This window comes from Pseudomonas sp. RL_5y_Pfl2_73 (genome assembly GCF_963970515.1).
GTDB lineage: Bacteria > Pseudomonadota > Gammaproteobacteria > Pseudomonadales > Pseudomonadaceae > Aquipseudomonas.
In genome coordinates, this window is sequence record NZ_CAXAPD010000007.1 from 65,147 (window position 1) to 82,205 (window position 17,059).

The following is a 17,059-nucleotide window of genomic DNA, read 5'->3' on the forward strand; positions in this document are numbered from 1 at the left end:
AGTCTTTAGTGCGCTCAGGCCCCTGTGGGAGCGAGCCTGCTCACGATAGCGTCATTTCCGGCGCCACAGCACTTTCTGGAAACACCCATGCCCAACATCCTTCTGGTCGAAGACGACTCCGCACTCTCCGAACTGATCGCCAGTTACCTGGAGCGCAACGGTTATCAGGTCAGCGTGCTCAGCCGTGGCGATCATGTGCGTGAACGGGCGCGCGTCGATCCGCCGGACCTGGTGATCCTCGACCTGATGCTGCCGGGGCTGGACGGCTTGCAGGTCTGCCGCTTGTTGCGGGCTGATTCGGCGACCTTGCCGATCCTGATGCTCACTGCCCGGGACGACAGCCACGACCAGGTCCTGGGCCTGGAGATGGGCGCCGACGACTACGTCACCAAGCCTTGCGAGCCGCGGGTGTTGCTGGCGCGGGTGCGGACCTTGTTGCGCCGCAGTAGCCTCACCGAGCCGCAGACGGTCAACGACCGCATCCTCATGGGCAACCTCTGCATCGACCTGTCCGAGCGCACCGTAACCTGGCGCGGACAAGCGGTGGAGCTGTCCAGCGGCGAATACAACCTGCTGGTGGTGTTGGCCCGGCACTCCGGCGAAGTGCTGAGCCGCGACCAGATCCTGCAGCGCCTGCGCGGCATCGAGTTCAATGGCACCGACCGTTCGGTGGACGTGGCCATTTCCAAGCTGCGGCGCAAGTTCGACGACAATGCCGACGAAGCCCGCAAGATCAAAACCGTGTGGGGCAAGGGCTATCTGTTCAGTCGTTCCGAGTGGGAATGCTGAGCCGATGTGGAAGCTGCTGATTCGCCTTTACCTGGTCACCATCGTGTCCTACAGCGCGGCGATCTACCTGATGCCGGAACTGGTGATCCGCCTGTTCCATGAGCGTTTCCTGACCTACAACCTTGATTATTCCCGTGGCCTGCAAACCTTGATAGTCAAGCAGTTCCGCGCCGTGCCCAGCGAGCAGTGGCCGGCGCTGGCGGCGCAGATGGACAAGGAGTTCGAGCCGCTGCGCATCGAGCTGGCCGCTGTCGATGACGGCGGCTTCAGTGTCGATGAACAGGCGCGCCTCAAGCGCGGCGAGAACGTGGTGCGTATTGGCGACTGGGCCTGGCGCACCTTAGCGGCGGCGCCACTGGATGAGCACACGGCGGTGAAGCTGGTCGTGCCGCCGGACCCGTCCGACGTCAGTTGGTTGTACTGGAGCATCAACGTATTGATCGGTGCGACGATGCTCGCCTGCCTGTTGCTCTGGTTGCGGCCGCACTGGCGCGACCTGGAACGCCTGCGGCGCACCGCCGAGCGTTTCGGCAAAGGTCATCTGGGGGAACGTACGCACATTGCCTCCAGTTCGAACATCGGCAGCCTGGCCCATGTGTTCGACACGATGGCGGGGGACATCGAGAACCTGCTCAACCAACAACGGGACCTGCTCAACGCCGTGTCCCACGAACTGCGCACGCCGCTGACGCGGCTCGACTTCGGGCTGGCCCTGGCATTGTCCGATGAGCTGCCGGCGCCCAGTCGCGAGCGCCTGCAAGGGTTGGTGGCGCACATTCGCGAACTGGATGAGTTGGTGCTGGAGCTGCTGTCCTACAGTCGCCTGCAGAACCCGCAACGCCTGCCCGAACGGGTCGAAGTGGCGTTGGACGAGTTCATCGACAGCATCCTGGGCAGTGTCGACGAGGACTTGGCAGCGCCGGACGTGGTGATCGACGTGCTGCTGCACGGGGCGCTGGAGCGTTTCGTACTGGACCCACGCTTGACCGCACGGGCCTTGCAGAACCTGCTACGCAATGCCATGCGTTATTGCGAAAAGCGCATCCAGGTCGGCGTGCTGGTCAGTGATCAAGGCTGTGAGATCTGGGTCGACGACGATGGCATCGGCATTCCTGACAGCGAACGCGAGCGGGTGTTCGAGCCGTTTTATCGCCTGGACCGCAGCCGCGACCGCGCCACCGGCGGCTTCGGCCTCGGCCTTGCCATCAGTCGTCGCGCCCTGGAAGCCCAGGCCGGCACGCTGTCGGTCGAGGCTTCGCCGCTGGGTGGGGCGCGCTTCAGGCTGTGGCTGCCAACTGCGTCCTGATGCCGGCTCGGTATATCGCCCAACCCGTCTGTAGGCGCTGACGAGTGCAACGAGGCTGCGATCTTGTCCCGGACAATTGAGTCGCAAGCGAACGATCAAAATCAAGATCAAGATCAAAAGATCGCAGCCTTCGGCAGCTCCTACCCAAACAACCCCGCCGCAATATTGATCGAAAACCCCAGGATCGCCGTGTTGAACACAAACCCGATCAACGATTGCGCCAGGACGATCTTACGCAGTTGCCGCGTGGCGACGCCCACGTCCGCCGTCTGCACCGCCACGCCGATGGTGAAAGAGAAATACAGGAAATCCCAATAGTTGGGTGTGGTCAGCCCTTCGGCAAACCGTAGCGCCGGCCCCTTGCCCTCCCAGGTGTAATACAAGCGCGCGTAGTGCACGCTGAAGATCACCCCGATCAGCAACCACGATCCGATCACGGTCATTGCCGTGAAACCGTAATGCAACGCCTTGCCGGCGGCATTCAGGTCGCGGCTGCCGGCCAGTTCGAGGGTGATGGTCGCCAGGCTGGCCAATGCCGCGATGCAGACCACCAGCAGGACCAGCCCGGCATTTTCATCTTCGATTTCGGCGATGCGCCGGACGTCGGGCGCTTTGGCCCGCACGGTCAGCCAGGACATCAGCGCCAGGTAGGTCCAGACGCCGACATTCCAGCCGATCAGGATTTTGCTGATGATCGAGTCCACGGGAACCAGGATACCCACCGCCAGGCCAAGGACCGTGGCGCTGGAAAGACGCGGGTGGGTACGGGCGAGAAAGGGCATGGAGACTCACTGTGCGCAGAGGAGACGCTTAGTATGAGCCATCAAGCGAAGGGGCGGCCCTCTATCGCGCTGGACTCGATCAATTGCACGCCCGCTTCCTGCATCCGCCGGATCGCGGCTTCCATCGAGCCGTCCCTATCAATGCCCCGACAGGCATCCAGCACCACAAACGCGTTGAACCCCGCCAACCGGGCATCCAGTGCCGAAAACATCACGCAGAAATCCAGGGCCAGCCCCACCAGGTACACCGTGTCGATGCCGCGTTCCTTGAGGTAGCCGGTCAAACCGGTGGGGGTCTGGTGGTCCGCTTCCATGAAGGCGGAGTAACTGTCGATGTCCGGGTTGCAGCCCTTACGAATGATCAGCTTGGCATGGGCGAGGTCGAGTGCCGGGTGCAGCGCGGCACCGTTGCTGCCCTGTAGGCAGTGGTCGGGCCAGAGTTTCTGTTCGCCGTAGGGCAATTGGACGATGTCGAACGGTTGCTTGCCCGGATGGCTGGACGCAAACGAGGCGTGCCCGGCCGGGTGCCAGTCCTGCGCGAGGACGACGTGCCTGAATGATTGTCCGAGCTGGTTGATCAGCGGTACGATCTCATCACCCCCCGGCACCGCCAGTTGGCCGCCGGGGATGAAATCGTTCTGTACATCAATCACTACGAGTGCGGTGGTCAAAGCCCGGTTGGCGGGAACGCTCATGAATGGATCCTCCTGGAAGTGGTTCTTCGAGAGTAGCCGAACGGCTCTGGGCCAGGTGTTTGTCCGCGAAAGCGCCGTGACATGCAACATTAATGTAAGCTGGTCGTCCGCTTTCGCGAACCCGCTCCCACGAGGTGCTCTGTACGGCCTTAAACTAGGTGTGAGTCCTGAAAAGTCTGGGGAGATGTCTTTCGTCGAAAACATTCCAGCGTTGATGGCCTTTTGATATTTTGCCCGTGCATCGGCGATATGATTGCGTACAATCGCCGGCTTTCCACCGGGCATGGAAGCAGTTCGGCCTTGCAGTCACGAGAAAAAAACCATGCTTATCGGCAGTTACTCCCCCGCCTTAGTCTTTATTTCCTTGTTTGTTGCCGTTCTGGCGTCCTACACCGCACTGGACATGGCCGGGCGCATTGCGACCACCCGGGGACGCGCCGCACACCTGTGGATGGCCGGGGGTGCATTGGCGATGGGGGTGGGCGTCTGGTCCATGCATTTCATTGGCATGCTGGCGTTCACCTTGCCGATCCAGCTTGGCTACGATGTATCGATCACCGCGCTGTCGCTGTTGATCGCCATTCTTTCCTGCGGCTTTGCCCTATGGCTGGTCAGCCAGCCACGATTGCCGGCGTGGCAACTGGCGTTCGGCGCGCTGATCATGGGCGCCGGGATCAGCAGCATGCACTACACCGGCATGGCCGCGCTGCGGATGCAGCCGGGCATCGACTATGACCCGACGCTGTTCGGGGCTTCGCTGGTGATCGCCGTCGGCGCTTCGGCGGCGGCGCTGTGGATTGCCTTTCGCTTGCGCCAGAATACCCCCCACGTGCGCCTGGCTCGTGCGGGCGCCGCGGTGGTCATGGGCATCGCCATTGTCGGCATGCACTACACCGGCATGGCCGGGGCGCGATTCAGCGAGGGCAGCTTTTGTGGCTCCCTGGACGGCTTGAGCAGCAAGGGCCTGGACAATCTGGTGCTGATCACCACCTTGGCGGTGCTGGCCATTGCCTTGCTGACGTCGATTCTCGACGCGCGCCTGGAAGCCCGGACCGCCGAGTTGGCCCAGTCCCTGACCTTGGCCAACCGGGAACTGACCCAGTTGGCCCTGCATGACCCCCTCACCGGACTGCCCAACCGCGTATTGCTGGCTGATCGTATCGACCAGGCCATGCAGCGGGGCGGTTGCTTCGCCTTGATGTTCATCGACCTCGATGGCTTCAAACCGGTCAACGACGCCTTTGGCCACCACATGGGCGATTTGTTGCTGCGGGACGTGGCCCTGCGCCTGCGCGAAGACCTGCGCAGCCGGGACACCCTGGCGCGGATCGGCGGTGACGAGTTCGTGCTGCTGGTGCAACTGACCGAGCCCGACGATGCCTTGCGACTGGCGGCGCGCCAGGTCGGGTTGATCGGCCATACCTTCCGGGTTGCCGACCATGACTTGCAGATATCCGCCAGCGTCGGCATTGCGCTGTATCCAGGCAACGGCCAAAGTGCCGACGAATTGCTGATGAACGCCGATGCGGCGATGTACCATGCCAAAGGCGCCGGCAAGAACGGCTACAGTTTTTTCGATGCGTCGATGAACAGCAACGCCCGCAAGCAGTTGCAGTTGCTGCAAGACCTGCGCGTCGCCGTCGAACAGCAACAATTCAGCCTGTACTACCAGCCCAAGTTCGATGCCGCCAACGGCCGGCCGGTCGGCGCCGAGGCCTTGTTGCGCTGGACCCATCCGACCCAGGGTCTGTTGATGCCCGACACCTTCATCGACCTGGCGGAAAAGACCGGGTTGATCATCCCCATCGGCGAATGGGTGTTGAACGAAGCCTGTCGGCAGATGCGCGAATGGTACATGCTCGGGTACACCGATTGGCGCATCGCAGTGAACCTCTCGGCCTTGCAGTTCTGTCATGCAGGGTTGGTGCAGAGTGTGGCCAAGGCGCTGGAGACGCATCAGTTGCCGGCCAACAGCCTGACCCTGGAAATCACCGAAACCACCGCCATGAGCGATGCCGACGCGAGCATGACGGTGCTGCAACAGCTCTCGGACATGGGCGTGGACCTGTCCATCGACGACTTCGGCACCGGCTATTCGAGCCTGATGTACCTCAAGCGCCTACCGGCCAACGAGTTGAAGATCGATCGCGGCTTCGTGCGTGACCTGGAACACGACAGCGATGACGCGGCGATTGTCTCGGCCATCGTCGCCCTCGGCCAGGCCTTGGGCCTGCGGATCGTCGCCGAGGGCGTGGAGACCGATGTGCAACAAGACTTCCTGACCCAGTTGGGCTGTGATTCGCTGCAGGGCTATCTGCTGGGGCATCCACTGCCGGCTGAGCGCTTCATCCACGACATTCGCCAGGCACAACGGCTGGCGGCGGGCTGAGCCACTTCAAGGCACGATATCGAACGCCGTGCTACCGAGCCGCTCGCCGTTGACCAGCAGGTGCACGGCATGCCGGCCTGCGTAATGTTTGCGAGTGGTCAACTCGCGAATGTGCTGGGAGCGGCTGAGGTTCACGCAACCCCGGGCGGGCAGGTCGAAGGTCTTGAGCTTGAAGACTTTGGCCGAGGTGCCGCCCGAGGCTTTCACGTAGTCGACGGCATAGTCGATCACCAGGCGTTGGCTCTGCTCCAGGGTTGATTGCACCGTGAAGGACAGCGTGACCTGCTCCCCCAGGCGAATCACCGCCGGTGTTACCTGCAAATCCAGCACCTGGACCTGTGCCTTGCCGCCGACCCCGATGACGCCCAGCGCCCTGGGGTTGCCCTGTTTGATCAGGCTCCGCAGTGCATGCCGGGCGATCCACGCCGTGTGGCGGTTTTGCAGGGGCCAACCTTCGATCTGATCCAGCACCCAGTCGGGATGCTGCTTGGTGACGTCGTTGAGGTGGTTGGCCACGGACTTGCGCACATAAAGGCTATCGTCGGCCTTGAGCGTGTCGAGGATCACGGCGGCGTGGTCAGGGTTGGCCTGGATCGGCGCTAGGTGAAACGACCACGGCAAGCGCGGCCGACTGCCTTCGCTGGCCAGGCGGCGTACGTGCTCGTTGGCGTCCAGCGCCCAGTCGTGCATGACCTTGAGGGTGCGTTCCAGGTCGTCGCGCAGGAAGTGCCGCACGGCGAACTCCGACGAGCCGAACCGGGTGAAGTACTTGAGCGCGTCCAACGACACGTCGAAGCGATGCCGGCCATAAGACGCCACGTAGTGAGGCAGGAACATGCTGACGAACATGCTGTTCAGGCGTGGGGCCAAGGCGCGCAGCACCTCCAGCGACGCTTCGTAATCGAGGGGCAGCACCGCATGCAGGCACTCACTGACCCGGGTCATGCGCTGCATCACCGACAACTCAGCCAGCCCGTCGTTGGCCATGTGCAAAAACGCCGGGGCATCGAACGCTGGGTACACCGCACGCATTTCGCCAGCGATGTGTTCCAGGCGCGCGCTGTTGAAGATTTCCTTGAGGGCAGGGGATGACGGGGTAGAGGTGGTCATGGCGAGATCCGTAGTCCAGAGGTTGCCACTATGCCATGCACGACCTGTGGCGAGGGAGGAGCCATCTAGGAGCTGTGTAGGAGCTGTCGAGTGCAACGAGGCTGCGATCTTTACCCAGACACTTGAGTCTCAAGCGAAAGATCAAAAGATCGCAGGCTTCGCCAGCTCCTACGGGGTTCAGCGGGAGCAAGCAGGGGGACAGTTTTCCAGGAATTAAGGAATGATTCGCCGCCCGTGAAGTCCCAGCTTCAGTCACTCGGATAACTGGAGTTTTTTTCTATGCGCCAACCCACCCTGATCGCCAGCCTGGTCCTGGTCGCCGGCCTTGGAGCCCTTGGGCCTGTTGCGCAGGCAGTCGAGAAAACTGGGGATGCCCTGGAGCATTCGCCGAGCAATGGCCGCAGACTGGTGGAGAACGACCGGGTACCGGCGGATTACCAGCGTGCGGACCGAGCCATGAAAGACTGGAAACAGAAGCAACTCGAGCAACCGACAAACGAGCAGCAATGGGTGCATATCGACGACAAGTACTTGCTGATCGAAACCGTGTCCGGCGCAATCGTCAAGATCGTGCCGGCCACACGTTAGAGCACTTCGCCTTTGTCCCACAGGCGAACCAGCTCGCCGGGTGCCTGGTCCTCAGGCACCTGTAGCACCATCTCGTCGTCCTGGTCATTGGCGCGATAGTGCACCTCGATCTGGAAAAAACGCTGGTCGCCGCGCCCGGGCGTGGAAGAGGTCAGCGGCAGGCAGCCCTTCAGGACCGAACTGATGCGTGTGCGCTGCTCGAGGTTGCATTGGGCGAACTCGATTTCCCGTGGTCGGGTCAGCGCATGGATGGCCGCCACGCCGCCCTGGCGCGACAGCCGTACCACCGCCTTGTCGTCGAGATCTGGAAGGGTTTTCATCAACTCTCCTGTGTCAGGTCGACGCCGACCTGGGCCCAGCCGCTCTGTACCGCTTGCACTTCCCGCGTGCCGAAGCGCTGGCGGGCGTGCTCGACGGTCAGGCGGGCGAAGGCGCTGAAGGACGCGTCATTGGCCAATCTTCTATCGCACAAGGTTTCATACCAGATCCGACCAGCCTTTTCCCAGGCAAATCCGCCCAGCGTAGTCGCCACCAGATAAAAGGCCCGGTTGGGGATGCCGGAGTTGATGTGCACGCCGCCGTTGTCTTCACGGGTAATGACGAATTCACGCATGTGCGCCGGTTGCGGGTCCTTGCCCAGCAACGGGTCATCGTAGGCGCTGCCGGGGTTGGACATGCTGCGCAGGCCGTCGCCGTTGATCTTGTCGGTAAGCAGGTCGGCGCCGATCAGCCAATCGGCCTGGTCGGCAGTCTGTTCGAGCACGAACTGCTTGACCAGCACACCGAATACATCGGAGATGGACTCGTTCAGCGCACCGGATTGGTTGGCGTAGATCAAGCCGGCCTCGCTTTCGGTGACGCCATGGGCCAACTCGTGGGCCACCACGTCCAGGGAACGGGTGAAACGTTGGAAAATTTCGCCATCGCCGTCGCCGAACACCATCTGCGCGCCGTTCCAGAAGGCGTTTTCATAGCCCTGGCCATAATGCACGCTGCCCACCAGGGCGAAGCCTTTGTTGTCGATGGAGTCGCGCCCCAGGACCTTCCAGAAAAAATCATAGGTGGCGCCGAGGGCGTCGTAGGCTTCGTCCACGGCCGGGTCGCCGCTGGCCCGCTGGCCTTCCAGGCGGACCGGTTGGCCGGGCAGTTCCATGCTGTTCTGGGCGTCATGCACGTTGCGTTGCGGCTGTCCGGCTTTGCCGGGTTTGGGCAGCTTCGCGGCGGCGAGGTTGCCGGGCGGGCCGGGGTTGTGCCGCAGGCTGCGCACGTGGGTCAAGGTGCCGAGGGCGCTGGAGCGTTGCTGTTCGGAGCCGTGGGCGATGATGCGATTGAGGATGTATGGCGGAATGAAACCGTGGAGCGGGCGAGAATCGAACATCAGAAAATCCTTATCTGAAATGCAGGGTCGATACCCATGTGAACCGAAGTCGCCTCAGCGGTTCCCTGGCGTAGGGCAGACAACGTTTGCCATGCGCTCGGATTTCTGCGAAAACCCCGCGCCTGGATCACACGAGGGATACCGCCATGAATGAAGAGCTGCAAATCATCGACCTGGAACAGGGCGACGGCAAAAGCGTCGTCAAAGGTGCGCTGATCACCACCCAATACCGCGGCACCCTCGAAGACGGCACCGAATTCGATTCGTCCTACAGTCGCGGCAAACCCTTCCAATGCGTGATCGGCACCGGTCGCGTGATCAAGGGCTGGGATCTGGGCCTGATGGGCATGCAAGTCGGCGGCAAGCGCAAGTTGTGGGTACCGGCCCACCTGGCCTACGGTGAGCGGTCCATGGGGGCCCACATCAAGCCTAACGCCAACCTGATCTTTGAAATCGAGTTGTTGGAAGTCCTGACTCGGGACGATTGATGGGCTGAGAGGGTCATGGTGTGTCGGCACAGGAGCGCTCGCTGAACAGCGGGAGGCGGCCGTTGACGGAGGGACGGTAGCACCAGGTCAACTGATCCAGTGGAGGGTCGCGCTCAAGAATCGCAGCCAGCGTGGCGCGGGCGATGTCCATGGCCAGGGTTTGGCCTGGGCATTCATGGCGCCCGTTGCCGAAGCTGAAACTGCGACGGTTCGGGCGGTCGAGCAGCAGGGTATCTGGTTGTGGGTTGAGTTGCGGGTCGCGGTTGGCCGAGGCCAGCAGCACCAGAACCCCCTCCCCGGGGTTCAGCGCAGTGCCGAGGATTTCGCAGGGCGCGGCGATGAAGCGGCGAGTGTTCTGCACCGGCGGGTCGAAACGTTGGACTTCGGCCAGCAGTGGGCCGATCTGTGTGGGGGCCTCCCGCAGCGTCTGGCGCAACGCTGGATCGTCGATCAGCGCCAGCAACGCGTTGCCGATCAGGCCAGCGGTGGCTTCATAGGTTTGCGAGAACAGACCGATCAGGTTGGCGATTTTACTGTCCGGATCAACGTCTTCGAAGCCTTGGTCAATGCCCCGCAACAAAGGGTTGTCCTGCGCCTCGATCCGCTCCTGGAACAAACGGGCCAGTTGCTCGCAGGCCCCGTGCGCCGCGTCCAATTGTGGTGTGTGGCTCAGGGGCGACAGGCCGGCGACTAAATCCCCGGTCAATTCGCTGACCCGGTGACAGTCCATCGGGCTGAAACCCAGCAACGTCGCGACCACGCTGGACGGCCCGGTGAACTGGGCCTGGTGCAGGCCTTCGGCGCCCTCTTGGAGAAAGCGGGCCCTGACCAGGGCCTCGACCTGTCGGGAATCGATGTCCTGCAACCGCGGTGCAATTGCCGCCCTCGGGCAACGCTGCCGTTCACCTTCGTTCATGCGCATCAGGTGCCCGAACACCCGCCCGGCCGGTCCCATGGCGATGGCCGTTGGCACCGGCTCGTGGGCCGGGCGTACATGGCAATCGGGATGCTGCAACACCGCGCACACCGCCTCGGCACTGCTGGCGATCCACAGGTTCAGCCCGGGGTCGAAGGCCAGCCCGCCGGCAGCGCGCAGGGCGCCGTAAAAAGGGTAAGGGTCGGAATGCGTCGCGGCGGTGATCGGGTCCATGAAGCGCTGCCTTGTTCGTAATGGAGAAAGTGTTGCTACTATCTCCAGTCGATGCATGGCTTGATTCGTCAGGGAGCGAAATATGAACGCAGAGCATCATGATCTGGGCGTGTCCCAAGTGGCCGCGGCCATTGCCGAACCGGCTCGCACCCGGATGCTGTGCGCGTTGATGGACGGTCATGCCCGTACCAGCACCGAGTTGGCGAGCATCGCCGAAGTCAGCGCCTCGACCGCCAGCGCCCATCTGGCGAAACTCAAGCAAATGGCCTTGGTGCGCCTGCATGTCCAGGGCCGTCATCGTTATTACAGCCTGACCGACCCGCGCGTCGCCCAGGCACTGGAGGCGCTGATGGTGATCGGCCAGAACACCGCACCGACTTTCACCCCGCGCACACCGGATCGCCTGCAGTTTGCCCGCACCTGCTACGACCACATGGCCGGCACCTTGGCGGTGCGCCTGCATGACCGCCTGATCGAGGCGGGATGGCTGACAGAGGTGGAAGGCGATGGCTATCGGCTGAGTGACTCCGGCGAGGCGGTGTTCGAGGGCTTGGGCATCGATGTCCAGCACCTCGCCACGCAACGCCGCCGATTCGCCTGTCCCTGCCTGGACTGGAGCATGCGCCGTCCGCACTTGGGGGGTGCCTTGGGGGCGGCGTTGCTGCAAGTGGCGATCAAGCGCAAATGGGTGATCCAGGACCTGGATAGCCGGGCGCTGGGGGTGACGGCCAGTGGTCGGCGGGAGATGGCGGGGCGGTTTGGCGTGAGTGCCGAAATCGATGTTAAACCCACCGCCGTCATCGCGAGCAAGCCCGCTCCCACAGTGGGTCTGCGCTGAACACAAGACTCATGCACACCCAAGATCCCCTGTGGGAGCGAGCCTGCTCGCGATGGCGATTCCTGCATCGCCTCATCATCCAGCCATATGCCGGCGCCACTCCACCAAGGACATGCCTAGGTCCCGCTGGGCCCGGCGCATCAGTGTGCGCTCCGTGGTGTTGGCGGCGCGGGCCAGTTGCGGCAAGGAGCGTGGGTCGCTGGGGTTCGCCTCCAAGGCTCGCAGCAGGAGGGCCAGCAGTGGATCATCCGAGGAGGGCAGGTAGCTGCCGACGTGGGGGGCCTGCGGTTGGCTCGGTGGATCGCTGCGCAGCGCTTCCAGCAGGGCGCGGTTCCGCGGGCTCAAGGTCAGCGCACAGGGTACGGCAGGCAACGCGTGGCACAGTTCGGCGGCCAGGTAACATTGGCGCGGGTCCACGCGGCGCGGGAGCAAGCTCGCGCTGGGCTCTGTAGGAGCTGCCGGAGGCTGCGATCTTTTGATCTTTCGCTTGAGACTCAAGTGTCTGGGGAAAGATCGCAGCCTCGTTGCACTCGACAGCTCCTACAGAGTTTCTACCGAGTTTCTACAGAGCCCGGCGGGAGCAGGCGCCTTCTATTGATCAAACCTTGACGATCCAACCCGCGGGGGCTTCAACGTCGCCGGTCTGCACGCCGGTCAGCTCTTTGTACAGCTTCTGGGTGATCGGGCCGACGTCGGTTTCGCTGTGGAACACGTGCAGCTTGTCCTTGTAGCTGATGCCGCCAATCGGGGTAATCACCGCAGCGGTACCGCAGGCACCGGCTTCCTTGAAATCCGACAGCTTGTCGATGAACACGTCACCTTCGATCACTTCCAGGCCCAGGCGCGATTTGGCCAGTTCGATCAGCGACAGGCGGGTGATGCCCGGCAGGACCGAAGGGGATTTTGGGGTGACGAATTTGTTGTCGTGGGTGATGCCGAAGAAGTTGGCCGAACCGACTTCTTCGATTTTCGAATGGGTCAGCGGATCCAGGTAGATGCAGTCGGCGAAACTGGCCTTCTTGGCCTGGGAGCCAGGCATCAGGCTGGCGGCATAGTTGCCACCGACCTTGGCTGCGCCGGTGCCTTGTGGGGCGGCGCGGTCGAAGCCGGAGATCAGGAAGTTGTGCGGGGTCAGGCCGCCCTTGAAGTAGGCGCCGACCGGGATGCAGAAAATCGAGAAGATGAACTCGGGTGCGGTGCGCACGCCGATGTTGTCACCCACGCCGATCACGAACGGGCGCAGGTACAGCGCACCGCCGGTGCCATACGGCGGGATGAAGCGCTCGTTGGCGCGGACCACTTGCTTGCAGGCTTCGACGAACTGCTCGGTGTCGACGTGCGGCATCAGCAGGCGCGCGCAGCTGCGCTGCATGCGGGCGGCGTTCTGGTCCGGGCGGAACAGGTTGATGGAGCCGTCCTTGCAGCGATAGGCCTTCAGCCCTTCGAAGCACTGCTGACCGTAGTGCAGGGCGGTGGAGCCCTCGCTGATGTGCAGCACGTTGTCTTCGGTCAGGGTGCCCGCGTCCCAGGCACCATCGCGCCAGTGCGACAGGTAGCGCTTGTCGGTCTTGATGTAGTCAAAGCCCAGTTTGTCCCAATCGATGCTTTCGTTACCCATGACACCCTCTAGTTCTTAACAACCGTCGAAACGGTTCAAGGCTTCTGACGTTTTTTGGATGGGGAGAACAATACTTCATTCCGGGGGTGTTTCGCAGCCTGTTACATGGATCCTGCTGCTGAAAACAGCCCTGCGGTCGTTGTGAGGGATTGTGGGAGCGGGCAAGCCTTGCTCCCACAAGTTATTCACCCACAACTGTCACAGATGCAACGCATGCCCTAACGCCCGCAACGCCGCTTCCTGCACGGCCTCGCCCAGCGTCGGGTGGGCGTGGATGGTGCCGGCGATGTCCTCCAGGCGCGCACCCATTTCCAGGGATTGGCCGAACGCGGTGGACAGCTCCGACACGCCGACGCCGACCGCTTGCCAGCCAACGATCAGGTGATTGTCCCGTCGCGCCACGACCCGGACGAAACCGCTTTTCGATTCCAGGGTCATGGCCCGACCGTTGGCGGCGAACGGGAAGCTCGACACCATGCAATCGAGTCCGGCCGCCTTGGCCTCGTCTGGTGTCTTGCCGACCACCACCAGTTCCGGGTCGGTGAAGCACACCGCGGCGATGGCGCTCGGGTTGAATTCCCGGTGTTGGCCGGCGATCAGCTCGGCGACCATTTCGCCTTGGGCCATGGCCCGGTGGGCGAGCATCGGTTCACCGCTCAGGTCGCCGATGGCCCAGACGTTGCGCATGCTGGTCTGGCAACGGCTGTCGATTTTCAGTGCCGAACCGTTCATCGCCAAGTTCAGTGCTTCGAGGTTCCAGCCCTGGGTGTTGGGTTTGCGACCAACGGCCACCAGCACCCGGTCGGTGTCCAGGTTCAGCGTCTCGCCATTGGGATCGCGCACTTGCAAGGTGCTGGCCTGGGCATCGAAACCTTCGACGCTGTGCTTGAGGTACAGCTTTACGCCCAACTGCTTGAGCGCCTCGTGCACCGGTTGGGTCAGCTCGCCGTCGTAGGCTGGCAGGACCCGTTCCTGGGCCTCGACCACGCTGACCTCGGCGCCGAGCTTACGGTAGGCAATGCCCAGCTCCAGACCGATGTAGCCACCGCCGACCACCACCAGGTGCTTGGGCACCGAGGTGGGGGCGAGGGCTTCGGTGGAAGAAATGATAGGTCCGCCCACCGGCAGCATCGGCAGGTTGACACTTTTCGAACCGGTGGCCAGCAGCAGGTGTTCGCACTGGATGCGAGTGTCGCCGACCTCGACGGTCTTGCCATCGATCACCTTGGCCCAGCCGTGAATGACCTGGACCTTGTGCTTTTTCAACAACGCCGCGACGCCGGTGGTGAGGCGATCGACGATGCCGTCCTTCCATTCCACGCTCTTGCCGATGTCCAAGGTCGGTGCCGCCACCTTGATGCCCAAGGCTGAACCCTGGCTGTGGTGCCGGGTCTGGTGGAACTGCTCGGCCACATGAATCAACGCCTTGGATGGAATGCAACCAATGTTCAGGCAGGTACCGCCCAACGCCTGGCCTTCCACCAGAATGGTCGAGATGCCCAGTTGGCCGGCGCGGATCGCCGCCACATAGCCGCCGGGGCCGCCGCCGATGATCAGCAGCGTCGTGTTCAAAGTTTGCATCGCCTGCTCCATTGATGATTAGTCCACAAACAAAGTGGCGGGTTGTTCGAGCAAGCCACGCAGGGCCTGGATGAATTGCGCCGCGTCCATGCCGTCGACCACTCGGTGATCGAAGGAGCTGGAGAGGTTCATCATCTTGCGGATCACGATCTGGCCCTTGATCACCACCGGCCGCTCGACGATTTTATTCACGCCGACAATCGCCACTTCCGGCAGGTTCAACACCGGCGTGCTGACAATGCCGCCGAGTGCGCCGAGGCTGGTCAGCGTGATGGTCGAACCGGACAGCTCATCGCGGCTGGCCTTGCCCGTGCGGGCCGCCGAGGCCAGGCGTGAAATTTCCGTCGCGCTGTCCCATAGGTTGCGGGCCTCGGTGTGACGCACCACCGGCACCATCAGGCCAACGTCGCTCTGGGTGGCGACGCCCACGTGCACGGCGCCTGAGCGGTGGATGACCTGTGCTTCGTCGTCGTAGCGCGCGTTCATTTGCGGAAAATCGCGCAGCGCCACGACCAACGCGCGGACCAGGAACGGCAGCAAGGTCAGCTTGCCGCGGCTGGCACCGTGTTTTTCATTCAGGTGCACCCGCAGCTCTTCCAGGGCGGTGACGTCGATCTCTTCGACATAGCTGAAGTGGGCGGCGCGCTGGGTCGCTTCCTGCATGCGCTGGGCGATCTTGCGACGCATGCCGATCACCGGAATCTGCTGCTCGTCGTGGCGTTCGGCATAACCGAAGCCGCCCTTGGCCTGGGTCGACGAACCCTGGGCCAGATAAGCCTCGAGGTCTTCGTGCAGGACCCGCCCGGCGGGACCGCTGCCCTGGACCAGGCGCAATTGAATGCCCAGGTCCAGCGCGTGTTTGCGCACGGCCGGCGACGCCAGTGGACGCTCGTCGGCGTCGCGGGCCACCGGGGCTTGCGGAGCCGGGCGGGGCACGGCGGTTTTTTCCAGCACCGGTTCAGGCGTGGCCACTGGCGCCTGCTTCGGCGCCTGCGCAGCTGCCGCGGCTGGCGCCGGTTGCGCCGATTCTTTCAAGTTACCCGCACCTTCGACTTCAATGCGGATCAGTTCGCTGCCCACCGCCATGACTTCACCCGGCTCACCGCCCAGGGCGATGACCCGGCCATGCACCGGCGAAGGGATGTCGACCATGGCCTTGTCGGTCATGACATCGGCCAGCACCTGGTCCTCGACCACCATGTCGCCGACCTTGACGTGCCACACCGACAGTTCAACTTCGGCGATGCCTTCGCCGATGTCCGGCATTTTGATAACGTGCGTGCCCATTCAGACCTCCATGACCCGTTTCAACGCCGCGCCCACTCGGGACGGCCCTGGGAAATACGCCCACTCCTGCGCGTGCGGGTAGGGGGTGTCCCAACCGGTGACACGCTCGATAGGCGCTTCCAGGTGGTGGAAGCAGTGTTCTTGTACTAGCGACACCAGCTCGGCGCCGAAACCGCAAGTGCGGGTGGCTTCGTGGACGACCACACAGCGGCCGGTTTTCTTCACGGATTTGACGATGGTTTCCAGGTCCAGCGGCCAGAGGCTGCGCAGGTCGATGACTTCGGCGTCGATGCCGGTTTCTTCGGCCGCCACTTGGGAGACGTAGACCGTGGTGCCGTAGGTGAGGATGGTCACGTCCTTGCCTGGACGGGTGATGGCAGCGACGTCCAGCGGCACCGTGTAGTAGCCGTCCGGCACCTGCGCCGAAGGGTGTTTCGACCAGGGCGTTACCGGGCGGTCGTGGTGGCCGTCGAATGGGCCGTTATACAGGCGCTTGGGTTCGAGGAAGATCACCGGGTCATCGTTTTCGATGGAGGCGATCAGCAGGCCCTTGGCGTCATAGGGGTTGGACGGCATGACGGTGCGCAGGCCGCAGACTTGAGTGAACATCGCCTCGATGCTCTGGCTGTGAGTCTGGCCGCCATAAATACCGCCGCCGCAGGGCATGCGCAGGGTCATCGGCGCGGTGAACTCGCCGGCCGAGCGATAGCGCAGGCGCGCCGCCTCGGAAATGATCTGGTCCGACGCCGGGTAGACGTAGTCGGCGAACTGGATCTCGGCCACCGGCCGCAGGCCGTAGGCGCCCATGCCCACCGCCACGCCGACGATGCCGCTTTCGGAAATCGGCGCGTCGAACACCCGCGAGGTGCCGTACTTGTTCTGCAGGCCTTCGGTGCAGCGGAACACGCCGCCGAAGTAACCCACGTCCTGGCCGAACACCACGACGTTGTCATCGCGCTCGAGCATCACGTCCATGGCCGAGCGCAGGGCCTGGATCATGGTCATGGTAGTAGTGGTCATGGCGGTGTCCAACGCAATATTGTTGTTGTGATCGTTCATG

The 17,059-nt window shown here is 63.0% G+C and carries 16 protein-coding genes and 1 pseudogene; 6 read left to right on the forward strand and 11 right to left on the reverse strand.

Features of this window, described 5'->3' with window-relative positions; translation table 11 throughout:
- The first annotated feature begins 87 nt into the window (after window positions 1-87).
- Window positions 88-789: a response regulator transcription factor gene (locus AACY42_RS08950; protein ID WP_339478697.1), complete on the forward strand. Its 702-nt coding sequence runs from the start codon at window positions 88-90 to the stop codon at window positions 787-789.
- A 4-nt stretch (window positions 790-793) separates the two neighbouring features.
- Window positions 794-2,095, forward strand: coding sequence for an ATP-binding protein (locus tag AACY42_RS08955; RefSeq protein WP_339478699.1), 1,302 nt, complete (start codon window positions 794-796; stop codon window positions 2,093-2,095).
- A 140-nt stretch (window positions 2,096-2,235) separates the two neighbouring features.
- On the opposite strand, the gene AACY42_RS08960 is transcribed toward AACY42_RS08955, so the two are convergent.
- Window positions 2,236-2,877 (reverse strand): DUF1345 domain-containing protein, encoded by a 642-nt coding sequence (locus AACY42_RS08960; RefSeq protein WP_339478701.1) that lies wholly within the window; start codon window positions 2,875-2,877, stop codon window positions 2,236-2,238.
- A gap of 41 nt (window positions 2,878-2,918) precedes the next feature.
- A complete protein-coding gene (pncA, locus tag AACY42_RS08965; protein ID WP_339478702.1) occupies window positions 2,919-3,572 on the reverse strand; it encodes a bifunctional nicotinamidase/pyrazinamidase in 654 nt (217 codons plus the stop codon).
- A gap of 322 nt (window positions 3,573-3,894) precedes the next feature.
- On the opposite strand from pncA, the gene AACY42_RS08970 reads away from it, so the two are divergent.
- Window positions 3,895-5,961 carry a putative bifunctional diguanylate cyclase/phosphodiesterase gene (locus AACY42_RS08970; protein ID WP_339478703.1) on the forward strand — a complete coding sequence of 689 codons (2,067 nt, stop codon included), beginning with the start codon at window positions 3,895-3,897 and terminating at the stop codon, window positions 5,959-5,961.
- Window positions 5,962-5,967: 6 nt separating this feature from the next.
- Here AACY42_RS08970 and AACY42_RS08975 read toward each other — a convergent pair whose 3' ends face one another.
- On the reverse strand, window positions 5,968-7,071 hold the full coding sequence (locus AACY42_RS08975) for a DNA alkylation repair protein (RefSeq protein WP_339478704.1): 1,104 nt from the start codon (window positions 7,069-7,071) through the stop codon (window positions 5,968-5,970).
- A 279-nt stretch (window positions 7,072-7,350) separates the two neighbouring features.
- Here AACY42_RS08975 and AACY42_RS08980 point away from each other — a divergent pair, with 279 nt between their 5' ends.
- Window positions 7,351-7,659 carry an RcnB family protein gene (locus AACY42_RS08980; RefSeq protein WP_339478705.1) on the forward strand — a complete coding sequence of 103 codons (309 nt, stop codon included), beginning with the start codon at window positions 7,351-7,353 and terminating at the stop codon, window positions 7,657-7,659.
- Here the strand turns inward: AACY42_RS08980 and AACY42_RS08985 are convergent.
- Together AACY42_RS08985 and AACY42_RS08990 are read right to left on the reverse strand one after the other, a co-directional pair.
- The gene (locus tag AACY42_RS08985; protein ID WP_339478707.1) at window positions 7,656-7,979 is read right to left on the reverse strand and encodes a protealysin inhibitor emfourin; all 324 of its coding nucleotides are present in this window, start codon (window positions 7,977-7,979) and stop codon (window positions 7,656-7,658) included. The genes AACY42_RS08980 and AACY42_RS08985 overlap by 4 nt on opposite strands.
- Window positions 7,979-9,037, reverse strand: a complete 1,059-nt coding sequence (locus tag AACY42_RS08990; protein ID WP_339478709.1) for a M4 family metallopeptidase — start codon at window positions 9,035-9,037, stop codon at window positions 7,979-7,981. Before AACY42_RS08990 ends, AACY42_RS08985 begins: the two co-directional genes overlap by 1 nt.
- A gap of 146 nt (window positions 9,038-9,183) precedes the next feature.
- Between AACY42_RS08990 and AACY42_RS08995 the strand changes: the two genes are divergently transcribed.
- Window positions 9,184-9,525 (forward strand): FKBP-type peptidyl-prolyl cis-trans isomerase, encoded by a 342-nt coding sequence (locus tag AACY42_RS08995; protein WP_003202944.1) that lies wholly within the window; start codon window positions 9,184-9,186, stop codon window positions 9,523-9,525.
- A 13-nt stretch (window positions 9,526-9,538) separates the two neighbouring features.
- On the opposite strand, the gene AACY42_RS09000 is transcribed toward AACY42_RS08995, so the two are convergent.
- Window positions 9,539-10,675, reverse strand: a complete 1,137-nt coding sequence (locus tag AACY42_RS09000) for a cytochrome P450 (RefSeq protein ID WP_339478712.1) — start codon at window positions 10,673-10,675, stop codon at window positions 9,539-9,541.
- Between the two features lie 82 nt (window positions 10,676-10,757).
- Here AACY42_RS09000 and AACY42_RS09005 point away from each other — a divergent pair, with 82 nt between their 5' ends.
- Window positions 10,758-11,513 (forward strand): ArsR/SmtB family transcription factor, encoded by a 756-nt coding sequence (locus AACY42_RS09005; RefSeq protein ID WP_339478714.1) that lies wholly within the window; start codon window positions 10,758-10,760, stop codon window positions 11,511-11,513.
- A gap of 84 nt (window positions 11,514-11,597) precedes the next feature.
- On the opposite strand, the pseudogene AACY42_RS09010 reads toward AACY42_RS09005, so the two are convergent.
- From AACY42_RS09010 to AACY42_RS09030, 5 genes and pseudogenes are all read right to left on the reverse strand, one after another.
- Window positions 11,598-11,912: pseudogene (locus AACY42_RS09010) on the reverse strand (AraC family transcriptional regulator); the annotation flags it as partial.
- A gap of 199 nt (window positions 11,913-12,111) precedes the next feature.
- Window positions 12,112-13,131, reverse strand: a complete 1,020-nt coding sequence (locus AACY42_RS09015) for a branched-chain amino acid aminotransferase (RefSeq protein WP_339478716.1) — start codon at window positions 13,129-13,131, stop codon at window positions 12,112-12,114.
- 198 nt (window positions 13,132-13,329) lie between these two features.
- Window positions 13,330-14,712, reverse strand: a complete 1,383-nt coding sequence (lpdA, locus tag AACY42_RS09020; protein ID WP_339478717.1) for a dihydrolipoyl dehydrogenase — start codon at window positions 14,710-14,712, stop codon at window positions 13,330-13,332.
- An 18-nt stretch (window positions 14,713-14,730) separates the two neighbouring features.
- On the reverse strand, window positions 14,731-15,999 hold the full coding sequence (locus AACY42_RS09025) for a dihydrolipoamide acetyltransferase family protein (RefSeq protein WP_339478718.1): 1,269 nt from the start codon (window positions 15,997-15,999) through the stop codon (window positions 14,731-14,733).
- A complete protein-coding gene (locus tag AACY42_RS09030) occupies window positions 16,000-17,058 on the reverse strand; it encodes an alpha-ketoacid dehydrogenase subunit beta (protein WP_060741703.1) in 1,059 nt (352 codons plus the stop codon).
- Window position 17,059 lies beyond the last annotated feature (1 nt).